Source organism: Nitrospira sp. Ecomares 2.1 (genome assembly GCF_965152585.1).
Window position 1 is genome coordinate 3,667,330 of the sequence record NZ_OZ224219.1, and the last position, 17,204, is coordinate 3,684,533.

General features: G+C 49.7%; 13 protein-coding genes, 2 pseudogenes and 1 riboswitch. Of the genes and pseudogenes, 4 read left to right on the forward strand and 11 right to left on the reverse strand.

Going from position 1 to position 17,204, the window contains the following annotated elements; all coding sequences use genetic code 11:
• Positions 1-43: 43 nt before the first annotated feature.
• The 9 genes and pseudogenes from ACWHYD_RS16215 to ACWHYD_RS16255 form a co-directional block, all read right to left on the reverse strand.
• The gene (locus ACWHYD_RS16215; RefSeq protein WP_447963065.1) at positions 44-1,369 is read right to left on the reverse strand and encodes a CpaF family protein; all 1,326 of its coding nucleotides are present in this window, start codon (positions 1,367-1,369) and stop codon (positions 44-46) included.
• Between the two features lie 34 nt (positions 1,370-1,403).
• Positions 1,404-2,657, reverse strand: coding sequence for an AAA family ATPase (locus ACWHYD_RS16220; protein WP_447963066.1), 1,254 nt, complete (start codon positions 2,655-2,657; stop codon positions 1,404-1,406).
• Position 2,658: 1 nt separating this feature from the next.
• On the reverse strand, positions 2,659-3,087 hold the full coding sequence (locus tag ACWHYD_RS16225) for a hypothetical protein (RefSeq protein WP_447963067.1): 429 nt from the start codon (positions 3,085-3,087) through the stop codon (positions 2,659-2,661).
• Positions 3,088-3,113: 26 nt separating this feature from the next.
• Positions 3,114-4,613 carry a type II and III secretion system protein family protein gene (locus ACWHYD_RS16230; protein WP_447963068.1) on the reverse strand — a complete coding sequence of 500 codons (1,500 nt, stop codon included), beginning with the start codon at positions 4,611-4,613 and terminating at the stop codon, positions 3,114-3,116.
• A gap of 46 nt (positions 4,614-4,659) precedes the next feature.
• On the reverse strand, positions 4,660-5,502 hold the full coding sequence (cpaB, locus tag ACWHYD_RS16235) for a Flp pilus assembly protein CpaB (protein ID WP_447963069.1): 843 nt from the start codon (positions 5,500-5,502) through the stop codon (positions 4,660-4,662).
• 180 nt (positions 5,503-5,682) lie between these two features.
• Complete coding sequence (locus tag ACWHYD_RS16240) at positions 5,683-6,210, reverse strand: A24 family peptidase (RefSeq protein ID WP_447963070.1); 528 nt, start codon at positions 6,208-6,210, stop codon at positions 5,683-5,685.
• 1,278 nt (positions 6,211-7,488) lie between these two features.
• A protein-coding gene (locus tag ACWHYD_RS16245; protein ID WP_447963071.1) for an IS3 family transposase occupies positions 7,489-8,645 on the reverse strand; the annotation gives its coding sequence in 2 pieces (ribosomal slippage) (positions 7,489-8,378 and positions 8,378-8,645; 1,158 coding nt in all).
• Positions 8,646-8,750: 105 nt separating this feature from the next.
• Entirely contained in the window at positions 8,751-9,644 is an 894-nt protein-coding gene (locus ACWHYD_RS16250; protein WP_447963072.1) for a TadG family pilus assembly protein, read from the reverse strand.
• 227 nt (positions 9,645-9,871) lie between these two features.
• Positions 9,872-10,117, reverse strand: a pseudogene (locus ACWHYD_RS16255) (TadE family protein); the annotation flags it as partial.
• Between the two features lie 198 nt (positions 10,118-10,315).
• On the opposite strand from ACWHYD_RS16255, the pseudogene ACWHYD_RS16260 reads away from it, so the two are divergent.
• Positions 10,316-11,433 (forward strand): annotated as a pseudogene (locus tag ACWHYD_RS16260) (IS3 family transposase).
• A 318-nt stretch (positions 11,434-11,751) separates the two neighbouring features.
• Here the strand turns inward: ACWHYD_RS16260 and ACWHYD_RS16265 are convergent.
• On the reverse strand, positions 11,752-11,955 hold the full coding sequence (locus ACWHYD_RS16265) for a Flp family type IVb pilin (RefSeq protein ID WP_447963073.1): 204 nt from the start codon (positions 11,953-11,955) through the stop codon (positions 11,752-11,754).
• Between the two features lie 149 nt (positions 11,956-12,104).
• Positions 12,105-12,278, reverse strand: a complete 174-nt coding sequence (locus tag ACWHYD_RS16270) for a Flp family type IVb pilin (protein ID WP_312646613.1) — start codon at positions 12,276-12,278, stop codon at positions 12,105-12,107.
• Positions 12,279-12,373: 95 nt separating this feature from the next.
• Positions 12,374-12,454: riboswitch (cyclic di-GMP riboswitch) on the reverse strand.
• Between the two features lie 1,155 nt (positions 12,455-13,609).
• Between ACWHYD_RS16270 and ACWHYD_RS16275 the strand changes: the two genes are divergently transcribed.
• The 3 genes from ACWHYD_RS16275 (at position 13,610) to ACWHYD_RS16285 (ending at position 16,957) form a co-directional block, all read left to right on the forward strand.
• Positions 13,610-14,614 carry a phosphatase PAP2 family protein gene (locus ACWHYD_RS16275; RefSeq protein ID WP_447963074.1) on the forward strand — a complete coding sequence of 335 codons (1,005 nt, stop codon included), beginning with the start codon at positions 13,610-13,612 and terminating at the stop codon, positions 14,612-14,614.
• A gap of 379 nt (positions 14,615-14,993) precedes the next feature.
• Positions 14,994-15,884 carry a hypothetical protein gene (locus ACWHYD_RS16280; protein ID WP_447963075.1) on the forward strand — a complete coding sequence of 297 codons (891 nt, stop codon included), beginning with the start codon at positions 14,994-14,996 and terminating at the stop codon, positions 15,882-15,884.
• A 35-nt stretch (positions 15,885-15,919) separates the two neighbouring features.
• Positions 15,920-16,957, forward strand: a complete 1,038-nt coding sequence (locus ACWHYD_RS16285) for a DUF362 domain-containing protein (RefSeq protein ID WP_447963076.1) — start codon at positions 15,920-15,922, stop codon at positions 16,955-16,957.
• Positions 16,958-17,204 lie beyond the last annotated feature (247 nt).

A 17,204-nucleotide genomic window follows, 5' to 3' on the forward strand; every position in this document is an offset into this window, starting at 1 on the left:
AACTAAGGCCTTTGTGAAAGTGGAACAATTGAAATAGTGGTTATTACACTTCATAAATTTTCTCAGGGTCGAAGATATTTGGATCACAAGAAATGCCTAATGCTTTAAACCGTTCGACAAATTTCGGTCGCACTCCAGTTGCCCTGAATTGCCCATGCACCTTGCGTTCTTCATCCAGTCCGGTTTGTTGAAACAAGAATATTTCCTGGAGAGTAATGGTTTCGCCTTCCATACCCACAATTTCTGACAAACTGGTCATTTTCCGGGATCCATCCGACAAGCGAGTCATTTGGAGAATGACATCGATAGCGGAACTGATATAATGGCGAAGGGCCTTCGTAGCCAGATTCAACCCGGCCATGGCTACCAATGTCTCCACCCGCGTCAGACAATCTCGTGGGGTATTGGCATGAATCGTAGTCAGAGATCCATCATGCCCTGTATTCATGGCTTGTAGCATGTCGAGACATTCCCCACTTCGCACCTCACCCATCACAATTCGATCCGGCCGCATACGCAAACAATTTTTGACTAATTCCCGCTGACTCACTTCTCCTCGCCCTTCAACGTTGGGAGGGCGGGTTTCGAGCCGGACCACATGCTCTTGCCGCAATTGTAATTCCGCTGAATCCTCAATCGTCACAATGCGTTCGTCTGAGGGAATAAATCCAGACAGAATATTCAGAATGGTCGTTTTCCCGCAGCCGGTTCCTCCCGAGATCAGGATATTCAGTCGAGCTTCAACAATCCCACGAAGGAGTTCTGCGATCTCGGGAGTAAGGGAACGTTTGTTCACTAAATCCGAAATCTGCAACTTATCCTTGGAAAACTTTCGAATCGAAATAGAAGATCCATTCAATGCCAACGGCGGAATAATGGCGTTCACGCGTGACCCGTCTAACAAACGAGCATCAACCATTGGCGACGATTCATCAATTCGTCGCCCAACAGCCGACACAATTTTTTCAATAATTTTCCGGAGATGGGCTTCATCACGAAACTTTACATCAGTCAATTCAAGTTTTCCCGCCCGTTCCACGTAAATTTGGTCGGCCCGGTTGACCAGAATATCGTTCACTGATTGATCTTGCACCAACGGTTCAAGTGGGCCTAAACCCATAACTTCATGCTCAATGTCCGAAATCAGGCTTTCCCGCTCCTTCATACTGAGAGGGACAGATTCCTTCTCCAACATTTCCTGGACCAGCTTAGTCAGCTCGACCTTGAGAAGATTATTATCCAACTTCGCGACAACCGCCAAATCAAGGGTATCAATCACCTGACGATGAAGTCGTTCCTTCAATGGGCCCAGGTTTAACCCCCCAATGCCCGCTCCCGCACCCACTTCATCCCATTTTGTTTCGTACATAGACCAGATTCCTCAATCTCATGAAAGGGATAAATTATGCCCCTGAAGGGGATGATTGAACATTCCGCCCTTTAAAGGGATTCAACCATCCTGCTAACGATCCCTTGCTTGCCGGTTTTTTCGCCTGCCCGTCAAAGGAACCAGCCAGATCCCGATAGGACTGAGCCACTGCCGACCGGGGAGCCACATCGATCAACGGCTTTCCGCTATTCACGGCTTGACTTGCTGAGGGATAATCGTTGGGGAGCAGCCAGAACGCTTTTTGTTTCAAAATATCTTCCGTCTCTTTCAGCACGTCCTGTTCCGCCGATAAAAATCGATTCATTACCAACCGGATTTTTTCCGCAGGAAATCCCGAACCACGCAACAACTCTAGAATCCGCTTCGTTCGATGAACTACGGGAACCATCAACGTGGATGTCACCATAATTAACGTCGCAAGCTCCAGTGCCTTTTTCGTGGTCAAATCCAACACGTGCCCACAATCCAGGATGACATAGTCAAAACTGGATTGAAGAAGTCGGAGAGTTGCCTCCACACAATCAGGACTTAATCGACCTGTGCTGAGATCGTCATACCCCGACGGGAGCACCTGAATGCCCAATTCCGTTTTGGTAAGGACACGAATGAGAAATGCCTGGTCTAGCCTGGACAAATCTGTCGCGATATCCCGGAAGCTATGGTTCGGTTGCAAATCGAGATACAAGGGAAGATCTCCACCATGCTGGTTGACATCCACCAGTGCCACGGACGGGTTGTTGGGCCCTTTTTTTATAGCAGCAGCCAAATTTACCGCGATACTGGTCGTTCCCACCCCACCTTTTCCGCCAAAAAATGCGAGAACCTTTCCCGCCGCTCGTTGTCCGTCACCCTGACGAACTGGGGCGGTGCTCCGATCCAAAAATCGCATTATCGCATCGCTCACTTCTTGCTTTTGGAGTGGTTGGGCTAAAAACTCTTTTGCTCCGGCACGCATGGCTTCCAATAAAATATTGGACTCCAGCCTGGCAGCGGTCAGGAATATCTCCATCCCTTTATTCAATTTCATCATCTCTCGAATAAGGGAGAAAGTATCCTCCGGAGTGTCTTCAAGTTCCATAATCATGAGTGCAGGAACTCCCGGATCCGGACCGTCCTTGAGCTGCACACCGTCAGTTTCCCGAATGATGCTCTCAAGGGTCGCCTTACATTCTTGCGAGCGAATGGAAAGCTCAATGACTGGCACATCAGATGAGGCCCCTGAGGAATCCGCGCCTATACGTTTTGGCTTCCAGCTTTTATCCTTCATGTTAATATCCCTCCGAAGAGACCCCAATTGAGGCATTACCGCCTGAAGAACCACCGCTTGATGAGCCACCGCCGGAACCACCCTTCAATTTAAACGGGGAGTACGGCGGGCTTTCAAACATCAACTGATACCGAGCCAGACTTTGGTGCAGAGCATGTGAATCGGCTGAGCCAGGAATAGGACCAAGATTGTTGGCCGACGCAGGATTCACGATTTGATTTTCGAGAGCCTGTCGATATGGCAACCCATACTCTTCATGAAGGTGAATAGGTTGGGGTGCCCAAGGCGAGAAGACTTGATCACTTTTCCCCATGGCGTGAGGCCGTCGTCCATGGTCCTCGGTCATGACTGGCCACACACCACAGCCACCCACTCCCACCAGAAGCAGGCCGATCAAACCGGCCATTGTCACAATTGATTGGCGTTGCATGCTATACTCCTTTTTCATCAAATTTCCTATGGGGCCAGATGGCCAAACATTCCTTCCATCCCACCTTTACGGTAAGGCATTCTACCTACCACTCTCGGTGATCCAAGAGTGTAGGCCTCACTCGGCCTGGCGACACCTGACTCGGGAAACGCCCCTTCCATATATCCCATCAGCATCAACTCAAAATCATTGGGTTCCAAATAATGATCCGTGGGCAAGGTCTGCGTCGCCATGTCCAGAGGTTTCACTAAATGAGGGGTCACAATCACAATCAGTTCGGTCTCATTCTTTTGAAATGAGGTGCTCCGGAATAACGCTCCCAAAATCGGAACATCACCGAGGACCGGATATTTTGAAACCGTTTCCTTGATATTTTCCTGGAGAAGACCCGCAATGGCAAAACTTTGTCCATCCCCCAATTCCACCACAGTCTTGACTCGTCTGGTCGTCAGAGCGGGAATCTGAAATCCCTGTATGACAATGCCATTGGCAAAATCTAATTCTGACACCTCAGGGTTCACAATCACGGAGATGCGTCCCTCCGAAAGAACGGTGGGGGTAAATTTTAACCCGACCCCGTATTCTTTAAACTTTACCGTCACCTGGCCGAGTTGCTGCGGAATTGGAATGGGATATTCTCCTCCAACCAGAAATTCTGCGGCTTGCCCGCTCTCGGCAATCAAGGTCGGTTCGGCTAAGGTTTTTGAGAGAGAATGTTCCTTCAGCAGGTCTAGAAAGAGGGTCCATAAATCATCCCCAATTCCGAACCCTAAAATCAGATTCGAGGCCAGCGTTCGGACACTCGGAAATTCCAGGGTCGTAGTTTGTGAGGATTGTGCATGCGCAAACGGCTCGAAAGCATCAACCGTGGACAGATCATTAATGAGTCCGATGGAAAAATCACGGTGATTTTTCTGAGCCCGTTTAAAATTGACCCCGAGTCGCTTCATCAGCCCGCGCTGCATTTCCGCAACTTTCACTTCCATCATCACCTGTTGCACACCACCCACCTGAATCATATTAATGATTTTTTTCGGAGCATAGGGCTCAGCGAGAGTTAAGGCTTTCGCCAAGGACTCCATATTGGTGACATTGCCAGCAAGAGTAATGTGTTCATGACTATTCATCACTTCAATGCCGGGTTCATGAGGCAACATCGTATGAAGCTGCTCCTTCAATCGAGTCACATCGGGAGAAACTTGGACTTGAAAAACATTTGCCACCTGGCCATCTTGCCCCCAGAGGGTCAAAGTCGTCGTCCCAACTTCAATCCCGGTCAGATATATTTGCTTACTGGAAAGCACAATTTGATCCGCCACTTTAGGATTGGCAACCGACGCACGCTTAAAGGCCGTCTCTCGTTCAATAATCTTTGATTCTCCGACCGTTAGTCGTAGGCTTTGAGGCTCATTGACGTGGACAGCCTGAGTGGTGAGGCCTTCCCCTAAGGCTCCCGTGTAGCCCCCAAGGATTAGGCCAAGGGCCAACACCATGGTCCTGAATAGAAAACCGTGAGTCTGATTCATAACCTTACCTTTCCTAACGCTCATCGCGTCCCTCTCGACGACCCTCTTAAAATTTCATCGTTTTTCGGTCTGTCCCTTGGATCACCTCAACTTGCTCCTTCGGTTTCCCCCTTCTAGGGGGCGGAGGAATGAGTTGGTGGGATCGCATCAAATCCTTAAAGTCTGCACCTTTGGTTTTCTTCACCTCAGGGTTCAGTGGGCTCCGTAAGGCCAATCGTAACTTCCCACCGTTTTCGGCCATGGCTAATCTCTCGGCTTCCTCTAACGACACTTCCAGTGTAATAACTTTAACCGGAGTAGGTTTTTCTTCTCCGGCTGATCGCTCCATTTGCGTATCGATTGCTAACACGAGTGTGTTTTCCAAAACTACCTTGGTCACTTCTTCTTTCGCACCGCCATTGTCCTTCTTTTTAGCCCTAGGATCTTCAAAAGTTGCCATCACATCGACCCGATCACCCGGCTGCACAAAACCCGGAAGCCCTACTACTTCATTCACTTTCACAGCCATCGCCCGTTTGTTGGGATCCATGACTGCAGACACTCCGCCCGTTTTCACATCAATGGGAGCCAACTTAGACTCTAAAATAGGCTCATTTTTTTTCAGGTTCGTCAGCACCACTCGGCCGTTCAAGGAAGCAAGGTCCTTAAAATGACCCACTGGGACGCCTTCTTCTGGGTATGTCATGACTCGTACGGCTTTTTCGCCGAGTGGTGTTCCCCAGGGGATATCGGCACTGGCCACCGCGACACTCACACCCTCCATCACCACTTCAGGGGCGTCAACTTCGATCATTCGTTGCCCCTGTAGCCACCGATAAACCATGACCGTGGTCACCAGGGCAATCATCATGGCAATTCCTAAAAATACGAGTGGACGTTTTTGTCCCATGAGACTTCCTCCCCCTTCTTCACCAAATCTAGACCAAAATTTGCATTCATGCTTATCAATCCTGAAGTTTCAACTTCTCTACCTCATGCATATCGGATGGCAAATGGCATTCTTAATAGACAACAAAAAGAACCTTCCCCGATTGCTCATATTCAACTCGCATACCTAAACGAACGCGAGTTACAACACATCATAATAAAACAACGTTTTGGCGATTACGGTACCCAGCCCTAACACGAGGGCATACCGCAACTTTGGTTCCGCTGTTTTATTTTCACCCGAAACCGGAAGGGTCCGCGTAATTTTGAGAGTTGAAAGAAGGAGAAACATCCGATCCCAGGCATGACGCATCCCCCCTTGATTTGACATTAGAGCCAAGCTATACAACCCACCCAACATGGCCGCAAATGCAAACGCAAATACCACCTGGCCCGGACCCAGGATTGTTCCAATTGCTCCGAGCAATTTTACATCTCCGGCGCCCATTCCCCCTTTAAGATAAAAATATATCAAGCAGACCAACCCCATAATCAGACCTCCGAGACTGAATAGGAATCCGTCCCAACCATACTCCAGACTATTTAATCCAATTCCAAAGACTGCCAAGGAACCTGTCAGCCAATTGGGAATCCGCCCCTCCCGAACATCAGTGACAGCGGCCACTATTAACCCCAAGGCTAATCCAAATAAAAGAAATGAAGAACTCATGCCTTCAGATTATTCCTTTAATTAGATTCATAATTACACTTTCAAGAGGGTACACCAATAACGACTCCTTCCAATAAACACATAAACCAGCATCGAACATGAAGCAAAAGCACAGGGAACGGTTCATGTTTCGGAGGGTTGCCGGACTTTCTTAAGGCTTGCATCCAAAAATTATTCATGCACCTTGGCTGCCTTTAATATTACATTTAAAAAATTCCGATTTTACATTTCCGGCATTGGACAAACACGTAAGGTTTCAGTGAGGCCCTCACACGATGTGGCCATCCAGAACACTTAGTCATGTCGGACCTGTGTATGTCATGGCATATCTTCCATTCAGCCGACAGTATCTGAGGCATGGAACTCAAACATTTTCTTTTGTGTTGAACGGAAGGAAGAGATGTTGAACAACCACGTCGTGAATTTTTTACACGTTCTCTATTGTGTGTGAAATAACCAAGCACTTCCCTAGTCATGCTCGACTTTGATCTTTGAGAATCCATCTTTTTCCCCTCCATAAACTACGAGTTTTCCTTCTCGTCATCCCCACGGTCACACAGCAGGAAGCACTCTCCCTTACGTCAAACGGGCGCGTTTCTCCAACCGCCTGCCCACCCCTCTCCATTTCCTCCGCCGGTGATTAGCGAGCATCCATCAGAAGTGGGGAAAGATAGACTCCCGATTACAAATGTCGTGGCTGATGGGAGCAGATGAATTCCCGATTAACAAGGTCGGGAAGTAACGACACAGAGTTATGAGAATTAAGCGAGAGGTCAGGAATTGGATTTGAAAGAGCCATGCTCTGAGTTCTTTCTCCCCACTTTCATTTTTTACCGGGCAAGAAGGCGGCAAAAGGGATTCCTCGGTTCTTCGAGTAGGGATGCTCACGTAGGCGGGAATGATGGAAGGATAGAGACATTGCCGTTGAAATTGGCTCGGGACCAACAACGAAACGAAAATGAGTTCTCCGTCAGATGATTTTTCAGGAAGGATGCGCATGTGCATACATGCGGAGACTCACGATTTGACTCTTGAAAAGCATTGAGAAGGGGACATTTAAAAAGTCCCAGAGGCTTGGCCTTGACTTCTCCGGTCCAGGGAACAACAGTCGCTGAGAACCCCTCTCAGGCTCCCGTCTGTCCACCCACCATCAGGACACTAATCTTGGATAAACCGATAAGGGCTGAAGCGCCACAGCCCCCCCACCAGCCTGGTTGGGATTTGGCGTTCCATCAAATAAACCCTCACTGATCTTCCCCTAGTTTCGTGGACACCTAGTTAAGCCGCGAGAGCCATTTCTTCAAACTCAGCTGGCGTCCGATAGCCAAGAACAGAATGGCGTCGCTGCCGGTTGTAAAAGACTTCGATATAGTTAAAAATCTCCGCTCTGGCCTCCTGACGTGTGTGATACTGTCGAGCATGAATGAGTTCCACCTTCAGTGTGTGGAAGAAACTTTCCGCGACCGCGTTATCCCAACAATTCCCCTTCCGACTCATACTGCACTGAATCCTCGAGGCTGTTAAGACAGCCTGAAACGCATTGCTGGCATACTGCACGCCCTGATCAGAATGGTGGCTGAGGCCAGGCCCCGGCTTCCCATTCTTAAGCGCCATCGTGAGCGCGTCAATCACTAATTGTTGAGTCATCCACCGATCCATGGCCCAGCCGACCACTTTCCGATGGTAGAGATCGAGCGTGATCGCCAGATACAACCATCCTTCGCGAGTGGGGATATACGTGATGTCGGACACCCACCAGCAGTTGGGCGTGGCCACCGCAAACTGCCGTGCCAATACGTTTTCCGCGACCGGATGGGTATGACAAGAATTTGTCGTGGCCTTGAACTTCCGTTTGTGCCGGGAGACAATCCCGTGCGTGCGCATCAACTGGGCAACCCGGTGTTTTCCGCAGGCCTGACCAGTGGCTTGCAAATCCGCATGAATACGGGGACTGCCGTAGGTCTGCCGACTGCGTTGATGGATGGCTTTGATCTCCACCAGTAAACGGCGGTTCGCTCGGCTTCGTGGGCTTTCAGCACGTTGCAGCCATGCATAGAACCCGCTTCTGCCCACTCCCAGTACTTGACACATCAGGCCGACTGGAAAGACTTCTCGATAATTTCGGATAAACGCATATCTCATAGCGAATCCTTCGAGAAGATGGCTGCTGCTTTTTTTAAGATATCTCGTTCCATCTGTAATCGTGCATTCTCGCGCCGCAGCCGCCGGAGTTCCTCGGCTTCCGGGCTGCCTGGTCCATGGCCGGGAAACGCGCCCTCCGGGCTTTCGACTAACTCCTGTTTCCACCGGCCTAACACGGTATCCCGGATGCCCAGATCCCGAGCCACTTGAGCCAGGCTCCTTCCACCCTCCGTCAGAAGCCGAACGGCTTCAACTTTGAACTCTTTGGTAAAACTCCTCCGTGATCGTCCCATCGACACCTCCTTCAGAACATTATCCATACTTATGGACGTGTCCACAAAACCGGGGGAAGATCACACATTTCACTTCCGCTTGAATATTCTTTTTCTTGACGTTTGTCACCACCGCTTTAGCATACCCCACAATGGTGATAGAACCACTGGGATTACCACAAGATCCTCCATCTGATATACGGGTAGATTGATATCCCACTCATACCGTCCAGTATCACTATTCCATTGTTTCTTCGCATCCCAGAGATCGATCAGATTGGGAAAGGCAGAAGCAACTTCTCCACCAGTAAACGTAAAGTGAGTCTGCCCTGGGATGATCCCTGGACTTTGATAGCTTCCATCTTTCAACCCATCAATAGTATTACGGAGCGTATTCGCATTAGCCGGGTTCTGATCAAAAACATGCCATCCCGCATAGGCATTCAGCCCAGTCGGAGAAAATTGTATACCCCCATCGCAGTTGGCGACTCCGTTGAACCAGTTAGTGAAAATTGCAAACGGCACATCGGCCACTCCCGGTGGGACAGGTCCTCCTGAAGTCCCTAATGCGGCAATCGAACTGGTCGAAATATTCATAGTACTCACACCTAACATACCGGCAAAAAATGTCGGCATCGCTCCATTTGCCGCACCATCACGTCGGACAGTCGCGCGAATGGCATTCGGCCGGTTCACCGTTGGATTGAACGTCTGCGCATTGAAATCCCATATGCCAAATTCAACATCTCCCTGCGAAAGAGACAGACTACTAACATCTGAAGCACTGTTGGCAAATGCCGCAGCCGTCGCCTGAGCAATTACTTGTGATTGTTCATTACCAGTGAGTGCCCGACCCATGTCCTGCTGCGGAGCGATGGGCAAGGAAAGGTATGTCACACCCAATTGCCTCGCAGCGTCCAGCGCGGAGGCATCCGAGGCATTGTGCAATTCATTTTGTGTGAGTAAAGCCTGTCCGACATCAATCGACACGCCGGCCATGATACTCATTGCGACCGCCATAAATGCCCCGTTGGTTCAAAAACGGTGAGACAAGGGACCATCGTTGTTTTTTCCACATATTTGTTTCTCCGTCACATTGAAGATTTGGACAAGACATTTTCCACCTTTTCTTATTCCATCATCATGGTCACAGAGGCTTGTAGGTTTGGAGTCGAAATCGCAGGGATGAGTTTATCGATGACAAAATAATTCCAAGGGATGGTAGACACCACATTTAACGGCGGTCCCTATGGGCTTCCGACCCCATTGACCACCACCGAGAGCCCTGATGGATCCACTCCTCCCGTAGCAAGAGAAGCCGTGATGGCTGCTTCAATTTCTGCCTGGCCGTTGCCCGAATAAAATATTGTCTCCTGGCGCGCTCCCACGCGGGTCGCATTCACCAGAACCTCCTTAAACCACAACATGCGCCCAAAATCGATCGCTCCAAATGCAAGTGACGCAAGAATCGGCAGAATGAGGGCAAACTCTACCGCCGTCGAGCCGCGCTAGGATCGTCGCAGCTTTTGTACTTGTTTGCTTCGGTGCCCACTCATGTCTCCTTGTTTCCATTTGGCTATCTAAATGGTTGGTCTTCCCCTGATTTTGCGGACACATCGAAAAAGCCTCTGGACTTCCTCCAAATCGGTAGACACTCCTATACGTTAATTTAAAGCATGGGAGGATACGGTATGACGAAGGGGCGTTTTGCGGATGAGTTCAAAGAAGAGGCGGTCAAGCAAGTTATCGAGCGGGGGTACGCGGTAGGTGATGTGGCGAAGCGATTGGGGATTTCAGGACAAAGTCTGTACAAGTGGGTGAAAGTCTATAGCCCCAACGCCACCGATCGATATGAGGCGGAGCTCAAAGAGGTTCGGCGCGAGAACCTGAAGCTGAAGGCGGAACTCAGCCGTGCACAGGAAGAGCGTGACCTCCTAAAAAAAGCGGCCGCGTACTTTGCGAAAAACCCGGCGTGAGGTACGCCTTCATCTTGCAGCATCAGGACCGGTAGGCGGTGCAGCCGATGTGTCGCCTGTTAGATATATCGCGCAGTGGGTATGACGCGTGGGTGGAGCGCCCCCCGTCCCAGCGGGCGCAAGACGATGACCGCCGGTTGGGTCTAATCCGCGAGTCGCATGAGGCGAGTGGCCGTACCTATGGGGCGCCCCGCATGCTCTGCGATCTGCGTGAAGTGGGTGAGCGGGTGGGCAAGAACCGGATTGCCAAGATCATGAAGCGTCACAAGATACGCGCCCAGCGCGGCTACAAGCAGCCAGGTATCCGCTACCCCAAGCCTGCGGTTACGGCACCGACTCGATTGCAGCAACAGTTTGCGATAGACCGGCCGGATCGTGCGTGGGCGACCGACATCACCTCTATTCGAACCGACGAAGGGTGGCTGTATCTGGCGGTGGTGATGGATCTCTACTCACGCCGGATCATCGGCTGGTCGATGAAGTCCACCTTGGCTCAGGAGATCGTGCTGGACGCCTTACTGATGGCCGTGTGGCGACGCAAGCCCGAGCATGACGTGATTATCCACTCGGATCAGGGATCGCCGTTCAGCAGCGATGAATGGAATCGGTTCTGCCAGACGCATGGCTTGCTCCCCAGCATGAGTCGCAGAGGAAACGGTTATCATAACGCGGCGGTCGAGTCCTTCTTTGGGACCCTGAAGAAGGAGAAAATACGTCGCCACATCTTTAAACCCCGTGAAGCCGCGGGAGCAGAAATATTTGATTATATTGAGGTGTGTTATAATCGGGCGAGACGTCATCAGCACCTGGGAAATATCAGCCCAACAGCGTAGGAGCAGCAGATGGCAAAACTAGGGTGAGTGTCTACGGAAACGAAGCAAGTCCAAAACTCTTCTTTAACCTGTCCGTGAAACCGGCGGAAGACCAGGTTTGGAGGGTAGCGATCAGGCCATACCTTCAAATTCCACTAACACTACCGTTAGAGATGGATCGGATACGGCACAAGTCCGGAATAAGGTACGAACCATGGTATAGAAGAACAATGCGAAGACGCTAAGACATCTAAATGCGTCGGTTGAAAGACTTGAGCGAAATTTTTTAAGGTGGTTACCCCTCCAACACCACTGAGAACAGACTTTATCAGTATCCCGCTAACTACCCAACGCACCCGCGATGACACCCATGACTTGCGTATACATGTTCCCAACGGCGGTTCCCAAGGCAGCTTGAGCACTTAACGCCGTGGCCCCGATGAGCGAAGCCAAAAGTGCGTATTCAATCGCCGTGGCACCTTCTTCATCAACAAGGAGGTTCTTTACCCAGTGATGCCAATAATTCAGGAGAATTGTCTGCATGATGCTGGCCTCCCTATCCTTTACTGACCTTCTCGCCACCTCTCAAGACTTCGCCACCTTTCAAAATGGGCTTCCCGCGGAAGTACCGCCCCTATGAGATGCCACAGGGAACGGCACTTCTAAGCACCCCTGCGGGAAGGAGTTCTCCCTTAGCTTGGAGCCGCAACACTCGTGGAAATCGTAGTAAAGGTACCACTGAGGGCAGTCCCTACAGCAGTCACGGCCGTGACAATCACTGCGGCAATTAATGCGGCCAACAAGCCATACTCAATAGCGGTGGCTCCCTCATCATCATTCACGAAACGCATTACTTGGTTAACCATAGCGCATCTCCTTAACGGGCGAAGGTAAATACTTTCGTTACGCCAGACTGCCCGGAAAATTCTGACGCAGACGCTGCCCCTTGGCTCTCCGTGCCTTCGGCAACCCGGCTATCAGGGACCAACCCTGACCCGTGGCTTTGCGCCCACGTCTTACGACGTGTTCGCCCTTATCGGGAAGGGGCACCCGACCGAATCCATGTTTCATGGTCATGAACAAATGCTCGTAAATCCATGAAAATTTTCTATTCCGTATTTTGTGTCTCTTCGTTTTCATGCTTCATTATCGACCACTTCAGGAAAAACTTGCTCATGTTTTTCATTGAATATGTTTCATATTGTGAGGCGGTACGATGTGTTGCCCCCCTTTGTTAACGAAGGAGATCAAAATTGTTCGGAACGTCCGTCGAAGACGTGATGTGAAGGTAATTCGGATGTCGGGTCAGACCGTCCCCGACCGTACCTCTGCAGACTTGACGTGGGATGATAGCAGGCGTGAGCTATATGGTCGGAGTGCAATGCACACAGCCAACCGACTGACGAAATACCACTACCCTCACTCTTCCCGTGTCAGGGCCGACATTTTCAATCAGGCATCAAACTTTTAGGTTCCTCGGAGAGATTTCTGCTAACTACCGACAAGGAAAAAGGAGGAGAAATCCGTGGAGGGCAGATGGAATATGATAATGACGAGGGAATGTCGCTGATGATGGCTAAGAATACACTGTATATTTCTCTGTGCGAAGCCTGTTTTGGCGGTGAACTCCAGTAAGTCAGTCAACAACATTGACGCAGGATTATAATAGGAGCTGGGTTAGTAAATTTGAACTTTTATGCTCACCCCCTAATTTACTAATTTTTCTTTAGAAAAACCTCGGACACACGATCTCAAGATATTAAGGAAAAATTCCGAAAAGAACTTGGTCTGAACCATTTTTCAAGACGCCTCGCAAGGTGGTCCATTCTGAACCAATCTAACCATTTCCGATGCCTTTTCTTAACCGAACTATAACCACTCAATTAGACCGTTTGGTTGATCAGTTGAATTTGTTTTCGTATATCCGCCTTCCCGCCATCTCCACAGCTTTTAGCTCAAATACCGGTGCCACACCTACAGGGAGGAATACAATTGATATAAGCACCAATTTTTGCCGTCACGCTCTTCACCAGGTGAATTACAATTCCACGATAACACTCCGGTTGATGATGGGGATTTTCAAGTCGATCGGGACACGTTCGTCAAATCATGCAAAGCATTATAGACACTATTTAACGGTGCGGTCCGTACCTGCCCACAACTATAGTGACTCCATTCGAATGCGAGGATGTACATAATGAGAGTGGGGACTTTCCCACTTACAAAACCTTTCCTATGGCCAGTCGAGCGTTTTTTACGCAATACCATACTTGTGTTGGCTATCTTCGATCTTGGTATGGTTATTGTGCGCAACATTGGTTTCGATTGGTTTTCCTATAGCCTCTTTTTCGCCTTGGGAATTTTCATGATTACAGTGGGACTGTTCTACCGTTCAAGCGGGCGTAGTGAGCGAATCGCTATGACGCTTATGGCCACCGGGTTGCTTCTTCTGTTTACAATTGTGCTATCGGTTTTCGGTTATCTGTTACTCCCGCTTTGGCGAGAACCCATTGATCCCTTTCTGGCTCAGATCGATTCTTGGATTGGGTATTCATGGCCCGACATTGTTCAATTTGCTGGTCAACATCCATTATTAAATGAATTGACGCGCTATGCCTATTTATCTTCAATACCGCAAATGGCTTTACTGTTTATTATTTTAGGATTTGGAGGAAAACAAAAAGAACTCCATGTTTTTATCCTTTCAATAACCGCTTCAGGTCTGGTGACGCTTGCCTTTTGGGCACTGTTCCCGGCCTTTGGCCCAAGCGTGCTCTATGACATTTCCGGCACAATTGAGCAGACGGCAAGACCACTTGTTGGCTCATCCTATGGTGTCGAATTATTGCGCCTAGGGGCTGAAGGCCCTAAATTTATTTCTCCAAGGGACATGGAAGGCCTGGTGGCTTTTCCCTCGTATCACACGATCATGGCCGTTTTGGCTATGTATTCCGCACGCACCTCCCGCTGGTTGCTTCCTATAATAGTTCTCATCAATCTTTTCGTCCTCCCAGGCGTGCTTATCCATGGTGGACATCACCTGATCGATGTATTCGGGGGACTATTGACTGCCTGGTGCATTATTTATTTGGCACGGCATGTGGTTACCGGGAAGGAAATCCAGGCTGATGGAGTATTTTCTCCCCACGAAGATGAGATAACGTTCGTTAAAAGTCCATCAAGTATTTCAGGGATATACTAATAGGTCTAATCCGATTGTTCCAACAGCGACGAATTGCCAGGCTTTGATTGACAAGAAGTTCGAAATTATTTTGTGCCGATCTGGTGCTATAGAATCCAAGACACCACACACCATCACGTTCTGAAGGCATGGGATTTTCCCATATCATGCCGCCGTCCCGATTTCCCCACTACCCCTGTCCTCGTCCTCCCCGACATTTTCAAGCGGGTAACCATCTTTGTGGCTTTTCTGATGGATCTCCGCTAACTACAGAGCGGGGATGACGAAGGGGGGACAGGGCTAAATCGGGATCGGAATTTTTTAAAGTTCTGCCTGTTTAAACCGAACAACATGAGAGATCGTTTTTTATTTAACGTTTTTTTGTTTCTTATTATCCTCAATGAGTCAAGGACCCTTTCTTCATTCTCTTGAACTCTTGCGATCTATTCAACTTCCAAACGGGGGATTTCCCTACCACTCCGGGGAAGAGGCCAGGCCCGATGCGAGCGCTTGGGCTATTATGGCATTGTCTTCCTATTCATTCGATCTTGAATGCTGTGACCGGGGTAGGGCGTATTTAGCTTCCCAACAGATAAACGACGGACGCGTGAGCATTTCTCCCTCACACCCGGAGGCATCTTGGCCGACACCTCTCGCTATCTTCGCTTGGGAAGGCGTTCCCCGGTATCACGAAGCGCAATCACGGGCTGTCGACTATCTGATAGGATTTATGGGACACCATTTTTCAAATCCGGATCCTACAATTATTGGTCACGACACTACCATCCCAGGCTGGCCATGGGTTGCTGACACCCATAGCTGGGTGGTACCCACTGCTCTCGCCCTCATGGCGTTACAGAAGGTGGGTTTGGGCACCCACTCTCGAGCCATAGCTGGACAAAAAATGCTAATCAACCGTCAATTGCCCACGGGTGGCTGGAATTACGGAAGTACCACAGTATTCAACCGTGCGTTACCTCCCCTTCCAGAGTGCACGGCCATTGCCTTACAGGCATTGGCTGGCAGCACCGCTCTTCAAGAAATAGCAGAAAGCCTCCAGTATGCGTCACACGAGCTTTATCACCTCCAAACTCCCATTTCACTCGGCTGGACACTTCTGGGCCTCGGTGCATGGGGATTAAAACCCACAAACACAGAGGAATTGGTATCCGCCTGCTTGCATCGTCAAGAGCGGTACGGGCCCTATGCCATTCCCTCCCTGGCATTGCTCTTGTGCGGTGCGAAAGCGCAACAAGGACTATACTCATTGTTCACTGCGTCAAAAACATAACCACCCGCTTCGGGTACCTACCACCAAGGAAGAAAATGGCGCATTCCACGACCACCACTCTCACGCAAACCGAACAACCCACGCTCACAAGAAGACAATTGCTGCAGGCTTGTTTGCTGGGAGGGGGATTAGCTGTTTCGGGATTTTCCCTCCTTCATTGGCTTATAGGCCCTCGCTTGACCGCGCAGACCTTTATCGTTCATGCACAAACATACGAAGCTGATCTTGCGATACTCATTCGCCAAGGATTCCAAGAATTGGGGATCACCCCTTTAGAGATCAAAGGAAAACGTATTCTGTTAAAACCTAATTTAGTCGAGCCCCATCAATCGTTAGCGCCTATCAATACCCATCCCCTGGTCGTTCGAGGAGCCGTCGAGGCGTTCCTTTCCATGGGTGCGGCGTCTGTCGTGGTAGCTGAAGGGCCTGGGCATCGCCACGATACTCTTTTAGTTTTGGAGGAATCAGGCTTGGCAGATGTCCTGTATGAAGATCGCATCCCCTTTCGAGACCTGAATACGATGGAAGGGATAGTCAGGCCTAACCTCGGAGGTCAGACCACAATGGCCACCTTGACGTTTCCTCGAGTAATCCAGGAAGTTGATTGGGTGGTCTCGCTGGCCAAAATGAAAACACACCATTGGGCTGGAGCTACCCTATCCATGAAAAATTTTTTTGGTGTGATGCCAGGAAATTATTACGGATGGCCAAAGAATGTGTTACATCAGGCTGGGATTCCGCAATCTATATTGGATATCAATGCGACGCTCAAGCCGCATTTCGCTATTGTCGACGGCATAACCGGAATGGAAGGGGATGGTCCGATAATGGGTAATCCTGTTCAATCCGGAGTTCTGGTCATGGGAAGGAATCTCCCTGCCGTCGATGCCACTTGTTGCCGAATAATGGGCATTAATCCAAATAAAATCGAATACCTTCGTAAAGCCGACCAATGGTTAGGTCCCATTCACGAATCGTTGATTGAACAACGCGGAGAATCCTGGGAACACGTGTACCATCCTTTCGCCCTGGTCCCGGAAATTCCCGCCCACCAAGGCATTCGCCTCACCTAACGAACACACCAATACGTTCTGGTAATTCATCAAGACTTCCCTACCCTAACCTCGGATTCCTCAATTGTAAAAATGTCAGATACACACTCACTTTGACTGCAAGTGAGCCTCTAGCCATTTTCACCCTGCTCTATCGGACCGACGAACGGGCACATCAAGGAGATGTAAGCCTTGCAGCAGACTAAGAAAACAATGAAACCCCATTCACAAGACTGCCGCACTATCCGCTCTTGTCCAATCAAAGATA